This is a genomic window from Kosakonia sp. R1.Fl (assembly GCF_023516815.1).
Taxonomy (GTDB): Bacteria; Pseudomonadota; Gammaproteobacteria; order Enterobacterales; family Enterobacteriaceae; genus Kosakonia.
In genome coordinates this window covers 1,150,765-1,165,494 of record NZ_JAMGSQ010000001.1, presented here as the reverse complement: position 1 = coordinate 1,165,494, position 14,730 = coordinate 1,150,765, and the positions used below count along the sequence as shown (strand labels likewise).

17 protein-coding genes and 1 tRNA gene are annotated in these 14,730 nt (G+C 52.7%); 10 read left to right on the top strand and 8 right to left on the bottom strand.

Annotated elements, in window-relative coordinates; translation table 11 throughout:
- Positions 1-20: 20 nt before the first annotated feature.
- Complete coding sequence (locus tag M8Q36_RS05505) at positions 21-974, top strand: aldo/keto reductase (protein ID WP_249880270.1); 954 nt, start codon at positions 21-23, stop codon at positions 972-974.
- Positions 975-1,454: 480 nt separating this feature from the next.
- Positions 1,455-2,348: a WYL domain-containing protein gene (locus M8Q36_RS05500; protein WP_160268369.1), complete on the top strand. Its 894-nt coding sequence runs from the start codon at positions 1,455-1,457 to the stop codon at positions 2,346-2,348.
- Positions 2,349-2,450: 102 nt separating this feature from the next.
- Here M8Q36_RS05500 and M8Q36_RS05495 read toward each other — a convergent pair whose 3' ends face one another.
- The 3 genes from M8Q36_RS05495 to M8Q36_RS05485 form a co-directional block, all read right to left on the bottom strand.
- Complete coding sequence (locus tag M8Q36_RS05495; protein ID WP_200551167.1) at positions 2,451-2,846, bottom strand: (R)-mandelonitrile lyase; 396 nt, start codon at positions 2,844-2,846, stop codon at positions 2,451-2,453.
- 225 nt (positions 2,847-3,071) lie between these two features.
- Positions 3,072-4,235: a multidrug effflux MFS transporter gene (locus M8Q36_RS05490; RefSeq protein WP_249880269.1), complete on the bottom strand. Its 1,164-nt coding sequence runs from the start codon at positions 4,233-4,235 to the stop codon at positions 3,072-3,074.
- Between the two features lie 110 nt (positions 4,236-4,345).
- Positions 4,346-4,948, bottom strand: a complete 603-nt coding sequence (locus M8Q36_RS05485) for a helix-turn-helix domain-containing protein (RefSeq protein WP_249880268.1) — start codon at positions 4,946-4,948, stop codon at positions 4,346-4,348.
- A 45-nt stretch (positions 4,949-4,993) separates the two neighbouring features.
- Between M8Q36_RS05485 and M8Q36_RS05480 the strand changes: the two genes are divergently transcribed.
- From M8Q36_RS05480 to vapC, 4 genes are all read left to right on the top strand, one after another.
- Entirely contained in the window at positions 4,994-5,686 is a 693-nt protein-coding gene (locus M8Q36_RS05480; protein ID WP_249880267.1) for a B3/B4 domain-containing protein, read from the top strand.
- 10 nt (positions 5,687-5,696) lie between these two features.
- Positions 5,697-6,578: a dihydrodipicolinate synthase family protein gene (locus tag M8Q36_RS05475; RefSeq protein WP_249880266.1), complete on the top strand. Its 882-nt coding sequence runs from the start codon at positions 5,697-5,699 to the stop codon at positions 6,576-6,578.
- Between the two features lie 122 nt (positions 6,579-6,700).
- Positions 6,701-6,931 (top strand): type II toxin-antitoxin system VapB family antitoxin, encoded by a 231-nt coding sequence (gene vapB, locus M8Q36_RS05470; RefSeq protein ID WP_249880265.1) that lies wholly within the window; start codon positions 6,701-6,703, stop codon positions 6,929-6,931.
- Positions 6,931-7,335, top strand: a complete 405-nt coding sequence (gene vapC / locus M8Q36_RS05465; protein ID WP_249880264.1) for a type II toxin-antitoxin system tRNA(fMet)-specific endonuclease VapC — start codon at positions 6,931-6,933, stop codon at positions 7,333-7,335. Before vapB ends, vapC begins: the two co-directional genes overlap by 1 nt.
- An 8-nt stretch (positions 7,336-7,343) precedes the next feature.
- On the opposite strand, the gene M8Q36_RS05460 is transcribed toward vapC, so the two are convergent.
- Positions 7,344-8,402, bottom strand: coding sequence for an AbrB family transcriptional regulator (locus M8Q36_RS05460; RefSeq protein WP_249880263.1), 1,059 nt, complete (start codon positions 8,400-8,402; stop codon positions 7,344-7,346).
- A gap of 862 nt (positions 8,403-9,264) precedes the next feature.
- Here M8Q36_RS05460 and M8Q36_RS05455 point away from each other — a divergent pair.
- Both M8Q36_RS05455 and M8Q36_RS05450 read left to right on the top strand, forming a co-directional pair.
- Positions 9,265-9,945: a helix-turn-helix transcriptional regulator gene (locus M8Q36_RS05455; RefSeq protein WP_249880262.1), complete on the top strand. Its 681-nt coding sequence runs from the start codon at positions 9,265-9,267 to the stop codon at positions 9,943-9,945.
- Between the two features lie 108 nt (positions 9,946-10,053).
- On the top strand, positions 10,054-11,157 hold the full coding sequence (locus M8Q36_RS05450; RefSeq protein ID WP_249880261.1) for an alkene reductase: 1,104 nt from the start codon (positions 10,054-10,056) through the stop codon (positions 11,155-11,157).
- A gap of 48 nt (positions 11,158-11,205) precedes the next feature.
- On the opposite strand, the gene M8Q36_RS05445 is transcribed toward M8Q36_RS05450, so the two are convergent.
- Positions 11,206-11,487: a hypothetical protein gene (locus M8Q36_RS05445; RefSeq protein ID WP_249880260.1), complete on the bottom strand. Its 282-nt coding sequence runs from the start codon at positions 11,485-11,487 to the stop codon at positions 11,206-11,208.
- 242 nt (positions 11,488-11,729) lie between these two features.
- Positions 11,730-12,038, bottom strand: a complete 309-nt coding sequence (locus M8Q36_RS05440; protein WP_131412458.1) for a SymE family type I addiction module toxin — start codon at positions 12,036-12,038, stop codon at positions 11,730-11,732.
- A gap of 136 nt (positions 12,039-12,174) precedes the next feature.
- On the opposite strand from M8Q36_RS05440, the gene M8Q36_RS05435 reads away from it, so the two are divergent.
- Positions 12,175-12,366 (top strand): toxin-antitoxin system HicB family antitoxin, encoded by a 192-nt coding sequence (locus M8Q36_RS05435; RefSeq protein WP_249880259.1) that lies wholly within the window; start codon positions 12,175-12,177, stop codon positions 12,364-12,366.
- Positions 12,367-12,396: 30 nt separating this feature from the next.
- On the opposite strand, the gene M8Q36_RS05430 is transcribed toward M8Q36_RS05435, so the two are convergent.
- Positions 12,397-12,963: a hypothetical protein gene (locus M8Q36_RS05430; RefSeq protein ID WP_249880258.1), complete on the bottom strand. Its 567-nt coding sequence runs from the start codon at positions 12,961-12,963 to the stop codon at positions 12,397-12,399.
- Positions 12,950-13,044 (bottom strand) — tRNA-Sec (locus M8Q36_RS05425). The genes M8Q36_RS05430 and M8Q36_RS05425 overlap by 14 nt, the downstream gene beginning before the upstream one ends.
- A gap of 289 nt (positions 13,045-13,333) precedes the next feature.
- On the opposite strand from M8Q36_RS05425, the gene M8Q36_RS05420 reads away from it, so the two are divergent.
- Entirely contained in the window at positions 13,334-14,725 is a 1,392-nt protein-coding gene (locus M8Q36_RS05420; protein ID WP_249880257.1) for a glycoside-pentoside-hexuronide family transporter, read from the top strand.
- The last annotated feature ends 5 nt before the right edge of the window (positions 14,726-14,730 follow it).

Here is a 14,730-nt window from a genome sequence, read left to right as displayed (position 1 = left end):
GCTTACGGAGGTATCAGCACATGGCTTTACGTTCACTGGGCACAACAGGGTTACAGATCCCGACACTGGTTTTCGGCGGCAACGTTTTTGGCTGGACGGTCGATGAAAAGCAGAGCTTCAGCTTGCTGGATGCGCTGCTGGAAAGCGGTTTTACCGCTATCGACACCGCCGATGTTTACTCGCGCTGGGCACCGGGCAATAAAGGCGGCGAATCGGAAACCATAATTGGCAACTGGCTGGCGGCGCATCCTGGCACGCGCGACAAAGTCACGCTCTTTACCAAAGTCGGCGCCGATATGGGCGAAGCGGGTAAAAAAGGCCTTTCCGCGCGCTGGATCACGCAGGCAGTGGAAGATTCGTTACGCCGCCTGAAAACGGACTATATCGATCTTTATTTCTCACACTGGCCGGACAGTGAAACTGCCTATGACGAAACACTCGGCGCGTATGAAAAACTGCTGAAAGCCGGGAAAATCCGCGCCATTGGCGCATCCAACCTGAATGCTGAGCAACTGAGCGAATCGCTAAAAGTGGCAGACGCCAACGGCCTGCCGCGCTACCAGGTGCTGCAGCCGGAATACAATCTTTATGACCGTTCCAGCTTTGAAGGCGCGTTGCAGGATTTAACGATACGGGAAAACATTGGCGTGGTGACTTATTACAGCCTCGCGTCCGGTTTCTTGTCCGGTAAATACCGCAGCGAAAAAGATTTGAGCCAAAGCCAGCGCGGCCAGGGCATTGCCAAATATCTGAACCCGCGTGGTTTCGCCATTGTTGAGGCGCTGGAAAGTGTGGCGGCCAGCCATAACGTGAAACCCGCCGAAGTCGCGCTGGCGTGGCTGATCCAGCAACCGGGCGTTACTGCGCCGATTGCCAGTGCCACCAAACTGGCGCATATCGACAGCTTTGTCACCGCCGTGTCGTTAAACCTCTCCACCGATGAAATCGCCGCACTGAATAAAGCGGGTGCCTGATCCTATCGCCCGGCGGCGCCTGCTGCCGGGCTGTATAACCTTGCGCAGTTGCGCGATAACCGCGCGCCATCCCAGACTCGCATACTTTTAAAAAACAACGCAAAGCAAACCGCTTACTGGCGGCGCGAGCGGCACGGGTGTTGTGTTTTTGCAAACTCCGGATCTTAGCCCTGAACTCTCACGTTGCTCATCGAACCGGCGTCGGTCACGCGGATACCTGCGTCATGAGCGCAGCGGTAACGCCCAAAAAAACCCCAAGTGACATGCCCTGTCAGGGCGATCATTTATCTTTCCCTGAGCGAAATCATGGCATTGTGTAATTGTTGCGCTTTGGGCAGAAATTTCATTTTAGTTTTTCGCATTCCTGCCGTTAACCACTATGAAAAAACAAGGTTTTACCTGAATAACAGGGCCGTGGCGCAAGGGTCAGGCCGTAACCGTTAACGTCTTCTGAGACTTTGTATTCCGGAACCCGTCACAATGAAGGAAAGTCACGACAGAAAACACGACCCGTTGATTGAGCGGCTGTGCGAGATCTTCGCGGCGTTGTATCAGGGAAAGATCATCGATAAGGCGTGGTTGTGCGAAAAATTCGGTATTACTGAACGTACGGCTTATCGCGATCTGGCTCGGCTTGGGCATATTCTCGATCAGGTTTCGCCGGGGCGGTATAAACTCAGCGTCCATCTTCTTCCTGCCTTACATAATGGCCATTTGGCGGAGTTCGCCGATTTTACCGGCGTAGCGCATCTTTTTCCGCGTAATGATGGTCAGTCACTGCGCAACAGTATGCAGCACCGCGGCAATATTACCTTTCACGCGCCGAGTAGCCGGGAGAACCGGCAAATCGAAGATCTGCTTAATCAGCTTAATCACGCCATTACCGGCCATTGCGAAGTGGAATATCACTATCGCGATAAACCCCGGTGCGCACAGCCCTATCGGCTGATTAACCAGTACGGTCTCTGGTATCTGGCAGCGGTGGAAAACGGGCGGCTGAAAGCGTTTGAAGTAGCGCGAATCGAAAATCTGAAAAGCACGACGCTTAATTTTGAACCCCACGCCGAGGTGCTGGCAGAGCTGGAAAACAGCGTCGGCATTCGCTTTGGTTCAAGGGTTGAAGCACTGCTGCGCGTTTCAGCCCACGCCGCCGAATATGTCACCCGTCGGGCGCTGTTTCCGGCACAACGCATTGTTGAACAGCATGATGACGGCAGCTTGACGCTTGCCACCGCCATCACCGATCCGCACACGCTGTTTCGCTGGTTGCGCTACTGGCTGCCGGATATTGGCATTCTTTCTCCGGCGTCGCTGCGCGAACAGTTCGAGCAGGATCTGCACCTGCGCTACGCCCACGGCGTGGCGCAGAGATAGCGTCCGCGTTTATCGCCCTTACTGGCTGGCACCTTACGTTGTTGGGCCAGTAATCACGGGCCACGCCGCGAATACGCCACTAAGCGGCGGTTGTTCAGGTGCTCAACCGTGATACTGCTCGTCGGTAACATGCTCAAGCCAGGTAACCGGGCTGCCGTTGAGTGATTCGGCAATGGCGATATGGGTCATTGCGTTTGTGGCTGTTGCGCCGTGCCAGTGTTTCACGTCTTCCGGGATCCAGACGATATCGCCCTGGTTCATCTCCTGGACGGCTTCGCCTTCGCACTGAATCCACCCTTTACCGTGGGTAATAATCAGCGTTTGTCCCAGTGGATGGGTGTGCCACGCGGTACGTGCGCCGGGCTCAAACGTGACCGTCGCACCGCCAACGCGTGCGGGTTCATCGGCTTTAAATGGCGCGTCGATACGTACGCGGCCGGTGAAATAGTCCTGCGGCCCTTGCGCAGAGGGAACCGATGCACTGCGGATGATTTTCATGCTGCTCTCCCGTGTTTGAATACGTTTTAAAGCGTAGCTGGCGGGTGAGAAACCGTTGCAGGCAGACAGCGGCGGTTCGCGGCCAAAACCGCGACTGACACCGGCAATCAGCAAGGTTTTCTGTGCCATATCCGCTCCGAAAGGAAAAGTGACAGGGCGATCATAATCCTCACCGACTACCGGCACTATTGGGCTAAATCGGCATGAGCTTATGAGTAAAGCTCATCAATGGCGGCGCAGCGCCATGACGGCACTGGCAAGGGTAAACAGCGCCATGATCCACGCCATCGTCCACGGCGTTCCGTCGCGAAACCACGTCAGCAGCAGCGACGAGATAATACCGCTGCCATATTGCAGCGAGCCAATCAGCGCCGAGGCGGAACCGGCGATAGAGGGCACGGCGTCGAGCGCGGCGGCGGTTGAGGTGGCGGCGATAATGCCGTTCATCGAAAAGAACAGAAACACCGGAATGATCACCGCAACAATACCGCCGAACTGCAACTTCACCGCCAGCGCCAGAGTTACCATTGCCAGCGCGGCAATGGTAACGGCAATTTTCAGTAACTTATCCAGCGGATGGCGCTGCACCAGCCGCCGGTTCAGAAAGCTCACCCCCATTAGGCCGACAATATTGATGGCAAACAGCCAGCCGTAATATTGCGGATCAATATCGTAATAGCGGATGTAAACGAACGGCGAACCGGTAATAAAGGCATAGGCAGAGACATAGAAAAAAGTCACACACAGCGTATAACGCATAAATGCGCGGTTACGCAGCAGCGCGAAGTAGTTACGAAACGCGCCAGGCAGCGAGGCTTTGGTGCGCTTTTCGGCGGGTAAGGTTTCCGGCAGGAAATAGAGCGAAAGAAACATCAGCGCGCCAATCCCCGCCAGCAGCCAAAAAATAGCGTGCCAGCTGCTGATTTGAATAATTTGTCCGCCCGCCAGCGGCCCAACGATCGGCGCAATCGCCATGATGATGGTTAATGTTGAGAGCATTTGCGCCGCGCGGGTGCGAGCAAACAGATCGCGGATCATCGCCCGCGCCAGCATCGGCCCGGTGCAGGCACCAAAAGCCTGAAACACGCGCCAGAACACCATCTGATGGATTTCTGTGGAGAGCGCGCAGCCGGCAGAACCGATGACAAACAACAGCATGCCAATAAACAGCGGCGTGCGGCGACCAACCGCGTCGCTAATTGGCCCCCAAACCAGCTGCGCCAGCGCGAAGCCGACCAAAAAACCGGTGATGGTCAGTTCGATATCGCCCTGTAACTCTTTTGCCATCAAAGGCATCGCGGGCAGGTAAATATCCGTCGACAGGGAGGTAAAGGCCATCAGCGCGCTGAGGATCGCGAGAAATAGCGGCCCGTGGAGCTTGTTGTTCATAAGATCCTGATTAAGTTACGAAGGGAATGCCGACAAGGGCGGAACGGTATCTTAATCAGTGCGGCACAAATGATAACGCCATTAAATCATAATGACGTTATGAGCCAGATTCATGAATGGCGCTCGCTGACCGTCATGGTGAAAATAACGGGTTGGCTGCTTTCGTTGGCGTAGTGATGCGCGGTGTCGGTTTGCGCCACGGCGGAACAACCTTCGCCAATAATAAGCGCCGTTTGCCCAACCTGAATGTGCAGCGTGCCGCGCTCAACATGCAGAAGCTCAACGGTACCGGAAGGGTGGCCTGGTGAGGCGAACCGTTCGCCGGGGAACATCTCCCAGCGCCACATCTCCAGCATATCCGGCCCGCTGGTGCCTGCCAGCAGGCGAGCTGAACCGCCATTTTCGCCCTGCCACAACGTCGGAATCTCTTCTTTTGCTATCAGATGTGCGGTCGGTTTACTGGCGACATCGACGATATCGGCCACCGAAACGCCCATCGCGGCGGCGATTTTACACAGCAGGGCGATGCTCGGGTTGGCGAGGCATTTTTCGATCTCAACCAGCATGCCTTTGCTGACACCCGCGCGGCGCGAAAGCTCATCCAGCGAAAGTTTTTGTTGCTTACGAAACGCTTTAATACGCGTTGCCACCGCTTCACTGACGCGATGAACATCGGCGCCGGAGTCGGTCGGTTTATTGACTTTTTTGGTCATCGGTCGATACTGTGCAATAAAATGGTCACTAAAAAGGATTATCCGATGCTTTCCGTTCAGCCGTCAATTGATGCCCGTCTTGCCGCTATTGCCCCTGGTTTTCGCGCGCTTAGCGTTTATGTTGATGCCGCGCCGCTACTAAACCCGCAAATGGGCGAAGCGGCACTGGCAAGTGCGTGTGAATGTGTCGCGGCGGGCGGCCCGGCCTGGGCGGATGCGCATCTGGCAGCATGGGATGAGGTGTTTAAGCGCTTCGGCGCGAAGCCAAAACGCACGCCCTGCTCAGCCCAGGCGCTGCGAAAACGTGTGCAGCGCGACGGCGTGGTACCTGCAATTGACCCGGTGGTGGATCTCTATAATGCCATCAGCCTGCGCTACGCTATTCCGGTCGGTGGCGAGAACGTTGCGGCCTATCACGGCGCGCCGCGTCTGACGATCGCCGACGGTACGGAGCTGTTCGACGTGATGAAAGAGGGCGAGCTGGCGCACGAGTCACCGGAGCCGGGGGAAGTTATCTGGCGCGATGACACGGGCGTAACGTGCCGCCGCTGGAACTGGCGGCAGGGCGTGCGCACCCGCCTGAGCGCTGCCGACAGCCAGATGTGGTTTATCCTCGAAAGCCTGCCGGAAATGCCGCTGGACGCATTATGTGAGGCAGGCGACGAACTGATAGCCGGATTGCAACGTATGATGCCGGGCTGTCGTGTTGAAAAAACCAGGCTCGGGTTTGATCTCTGAAGGGGGAAGAATGGATTTCACAGGATTGAGCGCCTTTCCGCTGTCGCCGCTGCGCGACGAACGACTGGATGAAGCGGCTTACGTGAAGTTGATTGAACGGCTGCGTGTTGCTGGAGTCGATTCGATTGGCGCACTGGGTTCGACGGGGTGCTACCCCTATTTCAGCCGTACCGAGCGGGCCAATGCGCTGCGCCTGGCGACGGAGCATTCCGGCGCGATTCCGGTGATTGCCGGGATTGGCGCGTTGCGCATGCGCGATGTGCTGTGGCTGGCGGAAGATGCGCAGAAAGCGGGTGTTAGCGCCGTGCTGCTGGCACCGGTCTCCTACCACGCGTTAACCGAAGAGGAAGTGTTCAGCCTGTTTGCCGCCGTCACGCGCGAACTCTCCGTGCCGCTCTGCGTGTACGATAATCCCGGCGCCACCCATTTCACCTTTAGCGACGAGCTGCTGCTTCGTATTGCGCAGTTGCCCAATATTGGTTCAATCAAAATCCCACCGATTTCCGCACCCGAGCGGGCTGCGCGCCTGCGCCCGCAAATGCCGCAGAGCATTACGTTGGGTATCAGCGGTGATGCCGTCGCGGTTGACGGTCTTCGCGCCGGATGCGGCGTCTGGTATTCGGTGCTGGGCGGTCTGTTCCCGCAAGCGGCGCTGGCTATTTCCCGCGCGGCGCAAGCCGGTGATTTTACTCAGGCACGCGCCCACTCTGATGCGCTGCAACCCTTGTGGGACCTCTTTAAACGCTACGGCGGTAGCCTGCGGGTGATGGCCACCGCGGCGGAACTGCTGGGTTTAGCGGGCGTATCGTGCTTACCAGCGCCATTGCGGACGCTCACCGGCGATGCGCGCCGCGAGGTGGCGGAAGTGATTGAGCAACTGCGGTTAGCCTGATGATTACTCTTTGAACGTTTCTTTTTGGTTCGTTGCATGGGGTATTTTGTATATCCCATTGACATATCCCATTGGTAAATTATCCTGTCTTTCAGTGTGAAATTTCACCAATGGAGGCGCATGTGGAAAAAACGACACTTTTCAAAAGCAACCGTAGTCAGGCCGTGCGTTTGCCAAAGGCAGTCGCGCTGCCGGAGGACGTGAAACAAGTCGATATCATTGCTGTAGGAAGAACACGCATCATTACCCCCTCCGGGGAGGCCTGGGATAGCTGGTTTGATGGTGAAAGTGTGTCACCAGACTTTATGGCTGCACGGGAGCAGCCAGGGGATCAGGACAGGGAAGACTTTTGATGCTCAAATTTATGCTGGATACGAATATTTGCATTTTCACTATCAAGAACAAACCTGAGATCGTCAGGCAGGCTTTTAATCAGCACAACGGGCAGATGTGTATCAGCTCTGTCACGTTGATGGAGCTGATTTATGGTGCCGAGAAATCAGCCATCCCCGAAAGAAATTTGCGTGTTGTGGAAGGGTTTATGGCGCGCCTGGAAGTGCTGCCATATGGTATAGATGCTGCTGTTCATACAGGTCAGTTGCGTGCGGAGTTAGCCAGAGCTGGCACGCCAGTCGGACCATATGATGCCATGATTGGCGCACATGCTCGCTCACTGGGACTGGTACTTGTCAGCAATAACACTCGCGAGTTTGTCCGAATACCAGGCTTGCGTTTGCAAGACTGGACCTCGCATTAACCTGGAGATTACGCCCCCAGTCGTTTCGCCACAAAGCGGGAAATCGCCGGGCCGGTTATCAGCACCAGGATAAACCGCCCGGTCTGCATTGCCATCACAAACGAGATATCGACCTGGCTTGACGAGGCGATAATCGCCACCGTATCCGCGCCGCCGGGGCTGGTCGCAAGGTAGGCGGTAAGCGGGTCGATGCCGGCGAAGTGCACCAGTAACCAGGCAAAACCGCAGCACACCGCGACAAGCGTCAGCACCGACAGTAGTACGCGCGGTAACGCGCGGGCGGCATAGCAGACAATCTCCCGCGTAAAACGTAAACCGATACTCCAGCCAATCATCGCGTAGGAGAGTGCCAGCAGCCACGGCGGCAATTCCAGCGTCAGCAAACCGGTATCTTCCACCATTATTCCCAGCGCCAACGTTATCAGCATTGGCCCGGAAGGAATTTTGACGCAGCGGGCAATCAAGTAACCTGCGGCAATCACCAGTACTGTTCCGGCAAATGGCAGCCAGCGCACTGGGCCAAACAGGGTAAAGGTGGCGACCGCGTGATCCGCGCTCTCAGTGCCCATCCACATACGGGTCACCAGTACCGCGACCAGCGCCACGATCATCACCCGCAGATACTGCATAAACGCCACCAGGCGAACGTCCGCACCAAAGCTCTCGGCCATAATCGTCATGGCCGCCGCGGCGCCTGGCGACGATCCCCAAATCGCCGTTGAGCCTGGAAAAACCTGCAATTTCGCCATGATCCAGCCCAGGATTGCACTGGCGAAAATAACGGAGAAAATACAGCTGATAAACAGTGGCCAGTCGGCGGCGATGCGGCCAAATACGGACGGCGGGATCGCATGTGCAATCATCGCGCCGACCACCGCTTGCGCGGCGGCGAAGCATTTTTTACTCACGGTAACAGGCCGGTTGAAGATGGCGAGAAGAATGCCGGAAAACATCGGGCCCAACAGAAGCGCTGCGGGCAGGTGGATCAGTTCCATCACAGCAACGAAGAGCAATGAAAGGGCGATAAGCTGTAACCAGTTGCGAAACCAGGGCGCGTGAATCGCCATCAGCGGCGCTCCCTGCACGCTACAGCAGCGGCGGTAAGATCAATTAACGGCATAACGCTTCCCGAAAATAACGTGTTGAAAAGCAAGGTTGGGTCTTTGAATGTAAGTGTTCTTCACTATCCCTGCAAATGTGCTTTTCCTCACGGTAACATGGCTTAGCAGACCTTACTCTTCCTGTCGGAATTTGCGGTCAGCCTGTTCGCTGTTTTCAGCCATTGATAAGTGCAGCTCCACCTATTTGTTCTGCGTACTGTGAAGCGAAGCGGCTTTTTCACCAAAAATATTTATTCAAAAGGATATATTTTTTCTAATTCAACTATTTTCTGCTTTTGTATTAATTTGATTGGTATAGGCTATTATAGCTATAGGCTTGGACATTTATGAAAATTCCTAAACTATTGTGAGCCTTCTTGCGTTATGCAACCTTAGTGGCTAATTTTTTATTACTCTGTGTTACTGTTGTTATTTGGAAATAATAAGTCGTTAATATATTTACATATTTATGTGATTTTAAATGTGGCAGAATTTATTGCCGCGTTTTTTATTAAGTTAAAAATAGCGCTTCCAGGTGATTGATTCATAAAATATCGCGTCTCCCTAAGTGAAATTTTACTTCGGCCACCCATTATTCCTATTATGGATTAAATTGCTTTTGTTATGGATTTATCGGCTATGGCGAATATTGGACGTCTCGGTATGCTTTGGTGAAAACCAGGGGCGGTAGCATTTTTTTTGCGACTTTATTTTTCTGATTCACCCATTTCTCTTATTGCAAAACGCTATATAACCTTTTGAATTAACCGAAGGCATAATTTGTTTTCGTTATAATTCGCTGGCAAATAATATTTCCCGGAGGTTGGATATGTATATCATCTCTCAGGATAGCTATTTTGTCATGGGCATGGATAAGCTGCTTAAAGCCATTAATCCGCATGCAACACACACGTTGGTTGCATTTGATCGGGGAGATGGAAAGATATTATTTTTTAGCATGAACTCATTGCTTTATATTTTAAGTGAAGAAAAAGGGTTTAATTCATTTATTTGCACTCGATTTATCTCTATCGATAAATCTTCATCTGTATCTTTGCTTCGGCATGAGATCAGAAAGATACTTAATTTCCTTAAGGGTCATGAGGATATATATTCCTTTCGCGAAGTCCATTTTAGCGCGACGGAGTATAAAATTATGCTGCGGTTTCTCGAGTACCAGTCCAGCGATACGATTTCGCAAGCATTGGGCATCGATAAAAAAATCGTCAGTAATTATAAAAACGCGATACTGCGTAAACTCGGTTTAAACAGTATGGCGGAGCTTATTCATATTTATAATAACTGGAACGACTGTTTTTGTTGCTCTGAAGGAAAAGTCATGCCGGATGCGATGTTTCTTCCCCGTATCGGGACGAATGAGCTAAAGATGATACGACGCGCGAATAAGCTTGCTTCAGAACCTGCTGTTTCACCTCTTTATTCTGGCAGTTTCTGCCACATACCTGCGATAAGGGCAGGCCAGCGTTATTTATTGACAACCTGGCAATAGTTTATTGCTTTTATTGCTGTTTATTCAAAACTCTTGTGCGCCTATCCTGCTTCGCATCAGGTTGTTAACCGCAACCACATTGACCGAATCAAAAAAGGATAAGCCACCATGTTATTCGATAAATACGCCCTGAATGCACTCGCATTGACTAACCGTATCGTTATGCCACCGATGACCCGCTCCCGCGCCGGAACGGGTGATGTGGCAACCGATATGATGGCGGATTACTACGCCCAGCGCGCCAGTGCCGGGCTGATTATCAGCGAAGGCACGCAAATCAGCCAGCAGGGTCAGGGCTACGCCTGGACGCCGGGTATTTACAGCGATGCGCAAATTGCGGGCTGGAAAAAAGTAACCGATGCGGTGCATTACGCGGGCGGCAAAATCTTTGCTCAGTTATGGCATGTGGGGCGCGTCTCCCACACGGTTTTGCAGCCGGGTAATGCAGCACCGGTTTCCTCTTCGGCGATTCAGGCCGAAGGCGTAAAAGTGTTTGTCGATGTGGAAGGGCGCGGGCCGGAAAACGGCGTGGGTGATATGGTGCAGCACTCCATGCCGCGTGCGCTGTCAGTGGATGAAATTCCCGCTATTGTCAACGATTACGCACAAGCGGCGCGTAACGCGATTGCAGCCGGTTTCGATGGCATCGAATTACACGGTGCGAACGGTTATTTAATTAACCAGTTTATTGATTCGCAGTCGAACCTGCGCGACGACGAATACGGCGGGTCGCTGCAAAACCGCCTGCGCTTTATGAAAGAGGTGGTGGAAGCCGTTTCTGCGGCGATTGGTAAAGAGCGTGTCGGCATTCGCCTGGCTCCGCTTACTACGCTGATGGGTTCACGCGATGATACGCCGGAAGCGACTTATCTCGCGGCGGCGAGCGTTCTGAATGCGATTGGCATTGCTTACATTCACATTGCTGAAGCGGACTGGGACGACGCGCCGGTTATGCCGGCTGCGTTTAAAGAAGCGCTGCGCATAATTTTCCACGGCACGCTGATTTACTCTGGCAAATACACGCCGGAACGCGCCGAAGAGGCGCTGGCGAAAGGCTGGGCAGACTTAATTGGTTTTGGCCGACCGTTTATCGCCAACCCGGATTTGCCGTACCGCCTGCAACATAACCTGCCGCTTAACGAACCGATCAGAGAGAAATTCTTTGGCGGCGGCGCAGAAGGCTACCTGGATTATCCGCTGCTGAAAGCGTAATAACGAACGGGGGCAAATACCCCCGTTTTTGCGTGCTGCAAACCACCGTCAGAAATCATAGGCATTAATAACTTTCATTAATGCCGCGTCATTCTTGTATTTTTCCCGCAGCGTTTTAAGCTGCACCACGGCTTTGCCGCAGGTGGCTTGCAGGCTGGCGTCCAGCTCTTTCTGGCGCTGCTCGTCGAGATCCGAATCCTGCTCGCCGGCAAAATGCTCGCACTCTTCGGCAAGATTGCGGAAATCCTGAACGTCTTTCGGTAACGGGGCGGCGGCAAAGCTGGTGTTGAAAATAAAGACGGTGGAGAGAATTAAAAGGAAGCGCTTCATCGGTTGTTGTCTGTGGAATTTCGAGGCGCTTATCTTACTCCTTAATAATGGCGTTGCAGAGGGGGAAACGAACGACTTTTAACGCGTTTTTTTGCGGGCAATATTTAACCGATGCTGCCGATTTCACCGCGTTCTTCCCGCCGTAAAACACCTTCCAGGTTGGTCTTTTCATTTCTTCCGCCCCGGCAAATACAGCCTGCCCGCAGGCACGCTGTATTTGTCATGCTGCAAATCGGCCGAATTCAGTCTGGCCGTGATTGCAGATATGCGTTTTTCATGACGTCCTTCACTTCCCTGAGCTGCTTGCGCGTTTTATCCAGCGCCGTCGCCAGCCACTCCTCTTTATCACTGTATTTCACCAGCACGATGCAGCCCTGCATCACTTTCACCAGAATATGTTGCCCGGTATTAAATCCGGCATCGCGCAGCCATTTGCCGGAAAGCGTGATGCTCGGCGTGCTCGCGTCGCCTTGATTCGGGCGATATCGCACAATTACGTTGTGCTCGGTTCCGGCAATGGTGAAGTCTGAGGTAGAATGCGGATCAGCCATTATCAACTCCTTGATAGTTGGGGATGGTTAGCTCTCGCCTGGTATCGCAAGTACCTGGCGGGAGCGTTTAAGCATCAGGACGACTTATTTATGGGTACGTACCTGAGTGATTAAATCTTACGCTTTAGGTACGTACATGACAACAACCAAACGCGATACTAATAAATCAAAATGCGGCAAAGCTCCCACATTTCAAATGAGGATTACGCCGGAGTTAAAAGCACAGTTTGAGGCGGCGGCAGCCGAAGAAGGGGTGAGCTTAGGTCAATGGTTTAAGAATTTAGCCCGCAAGGAGCTTCTTAATAAAGGAATTGAGCCGAATGGATGATATTTATTTAAAGTTAACTTACTGATAAGATCATTTTTGATTATTATCGACAATGTCATTAAAAGTATTTTTTAAATTTAAAATTCTTTCCGAATAAACTTTCTCTCTCTCACTCATAAGCTGATTAATCTGTTTTATTTCACTGATATATTGGTTTCTTGAGCTATCAATGAGACTGTAATTATACTGTTTTACTGCTCCATCTAGTGCCGTATTTAATGGGCGCATAGATTCTATGTGTTCAGTGTTAAGTTGGTTGATCTGCTTACTAAAAATGGATGCAGTGGTTTCTTTTTTATCGGCAATTTCAAGTTCTTTTGAAGACCATATAAACCCAACGATTCCACTAAGAAGGCAAAATATAGAAAAGAACGCCAGGAAAGGCCATGCGCTCTTTATCGAATGCTGAGATTTAATACTGTTATTAATAATTCTAAAAAAAAGCACTACCGACAAAGCTAATAAACCTAAGTAACCATATTTTAAGAATTCAGGGAACATTAATAACTGTCCTTGTAAAGATAAAGAATGGAAGGGTTTAAATACTTCTGGAAATATCATAATGAAGTGCAATTCTAACTTTTGGCGGAAGATCACAGGAGTCGAACCTGCCCGGGACCGCTGGCGGCCCCAACTGGATTTGAAGTCCAGCCACCTCACCGGAGATGACGATCTTCCGCGCCTGCATTGCTACATGGAGGCGGGGCGCATTATAGCTACTTTCAGGCATTTACCACATACCTCCGTCATAAATTTTCGCATTGTGCTTCCGCCGCAAACGGTTGTTTAAGATAAATCTTTATCTTTTCCACGGCTTAGCAATTTTGCACCCGCTAAAGGAACCGTGATCACAGAAAAGAATAAACGTAATCAGATAACTAGAATTCGCAATACCCGGCTGAAATCCAATCGTTTACAACGTCTGAAACCGCTTTCTGCGTATTTTTCATGCGTAAAGGAAACAAAAATGGACAGTCAGATTATTTCTGTGAAAGAAAAGATTGGCTACGGCATGGGTGACGCCGCCAGCCATATCGTCTTTGATAACGTAATGCTGTACATGATGTTCTTTTATACCGATATCTTTGGCATCCCTGCCGGGTTTGTCGGCACCATGTTTCTGCTGGCGCGTGCATTAGACGCCGTTTCGGACCCATGCATGGGGCTGCTCGCCGACCGCACCCGCAGCCGCTGGGGTAAGTTCCGTCCGTGGATAATTTTCGGCGCGCTGCCGTTCGGCATTGTGTGCGTGCTGGCCTACAGCACGCCGGATCTCAGCCTCAGCGGCAAGATGATCTACGCCGCTGTCACTTATACGTTACTCACGCTGCTTTACACCGTGGTCAACATTCCTTATTGCGCCCTCGGCGGCGTGATCACCAACGATCCGCAGCAGCGCATCTCGCTGCAATCCTGGCGCTTCGTGCTGGCGACGGCTGGCGGCATGCTCTCTACCGTACTGATGATGCCGCTGGTGAAACTGATTGGCGGCGATGACAAAGTTTTCGGTTTCCAGGGCGGTATTGCGGTGCTCTCCGTGGTCGCCTTTATGATGCTGGCATTCTGCTTCTTCACCACCAAAGAGCGTATTCAGGCACCGCCGAGCACCACCGGCATGCGTGAAGATTTGCGTGATATCTGGCAAAACGACCAGTGGCGCATCGTGGGTCTGCTAACCATCCTGAATATCCTCGCGGTCTGCGTGCGCGGCGGCGCGATGATGTATTACGTCACCTGGATCATGGGCGATGCCGCCATTTTCACCGCGTTTCTCACTACCTACTGCGTCGGCAACCTGATTGGCAGCGCACTGGCTAAGCCGCTCACCGACTGGAAATGCAAAGTCACCATCTTCTGGTGGACTAACGCCGCGCTTACCGTGCTCAGCATCGCCATGTTCTTTGTGCCGATTCAGGCCAGCGTCACCATGTTCATCTTTATCTTTGTCATCGGCGTGCTGCATCAGCTCGTCACGCCGATCCAGTGGGTGATGATGTCCGACACCGTCGATTACGGCGAATGGTGCAACGGTAAACGTCTCACCGGCATCAGCTTCGCGGGCACGTTGTTCGTGCTGAAACTTGGTCTCGCTTTCGGCGGCGCACTGATTGGCTGGGCGCTGGCGGGCGGTGGCTACAATGCTGCGGCACAGAGCCAGAACAGCGCCACCATCAGCATCATCATTGCGCTGTTTACGCTGGTTCCGGCGGTCTGTTACTTGCTGAGCGCTTTTATTGCCAAACGCTACTACACCCTGAAAACACCGTTCCTCAAAACGATCATGGAACAGCTGGCGCGCGGCGAGCACCGCAGCCAGCCACGGTTTGGGCATGTTTCACCACGGGAAGAGTTACTGTAAGGAGT

Excerpts from the sequence above, each read along its gene's own strand:
- M8Q36_RS05435 (WP_249880259.1), top strand. The coding sequence starts at position 12,175 with ATGACAACAACCAAACGCGATACTAATAAATCAAAATGCGGCAAAGCT.
- M8Q36_RS05420 (WP_249880257.1), top strand. The coding sequence starts at position 13,334 with ATGGACAGTCAGATTATTTCTGTGAAAGAAAAGATTGGCTACGGCATG.
- M8Q36_RS05460 (WP_249880263.1), bottom strand. The coding sequence starts at position 8,402 with ATGGCGATTCACGCGCCCTGGTTTCGCAACTGGTTACAGCTTATCGCC.
- M8Q36_RS05445 (WP_249880260.1), bottom strand. The coding sequence starts at position 11,487 with ATGAAGCGCTTCCTTTTAATTCTCTCCACCGTCTTTATTTTCAACACC.
- M8Q36_RS05505 (WP_249880270.1), top strand. The coding sequence starts at position 21 with ATGGCTTTACGTTCACTGGGCACAACAGGGTTACAGATCCCGACACTG.
- M8Q36_RS05500 (WP_160268369.1), top strand. The coding sequence starts at position 1,455 with ATGAAGGAAAGTCACGACAGAAAACACGACCCGTTGATTGAGCGGCTG.
- M8Q36_RS05495 (WP_200551167.1), bottom strand. The coding sequence starts at position 2,846 with ATGAAAATCATCCGCAGTGCATCGGTTCCCTCTGCGCAAGGGCCGCAG.
- M8Q36_RS05450 (WP_249880261.1), top strand. The coding sequence starts at position 10,054 with ATGTTATTCGATAAATACGCCCTGAATGCACTCGCATTGACTAACCGT.
- M8Q36_RS05490 (WP_249880269.1), bottom strand. The coding sequence starts at position 4,235 with ATGAACAACAAGCTCCACGGGCCGCTATTTCTCGCGATCCTCAGCGCG.
- vapC (WP_249880264.1), top strand. The coding sequence starts at position 6,931 with ATGCTCAAATTTATGCTGGATACGAATATTTGCATTTTCACTATCAAG.
- M8Q36_RS05455 (WP_249880262.1), top strand. The coding sequence starts at position 9,265 with ATGTATATCATCTCTCAGGATAGCTATTTTGTCATGGGCATGGATAAG.
- M8Q36_RS05480 (WP_249880267.1), top strand. The coding sequence starts at position 4,994 with ATGCTTTCCGTTCAGCCGTCAATTGATGCCCGTCTTGCCGCTATTGCC.
- M8Q36_RS05485 (WP_249880268.1), bottom strand. The coding sequence starts at position 4,948 with ATGACCAAAAAAGTCAATAAACCGACCGACTCCGGCGCCGATGTTCAT.
- M8Q36_RS05440 (WP_131412458.1), bottom strand. The coding sequence starts at position 12,038 with ATGGCTGATCCGCATTCTACCTCAGACTTCACCATTGCCGGAACCGAG.
- M8Q36_RS05475 (WP_249880266.1), top strand. The coding sequence starts at position 5,697 with ATGGATTTCACAGGATTGAGCGCCTTTCCGCTGTCGCCGCTGCGCGAC.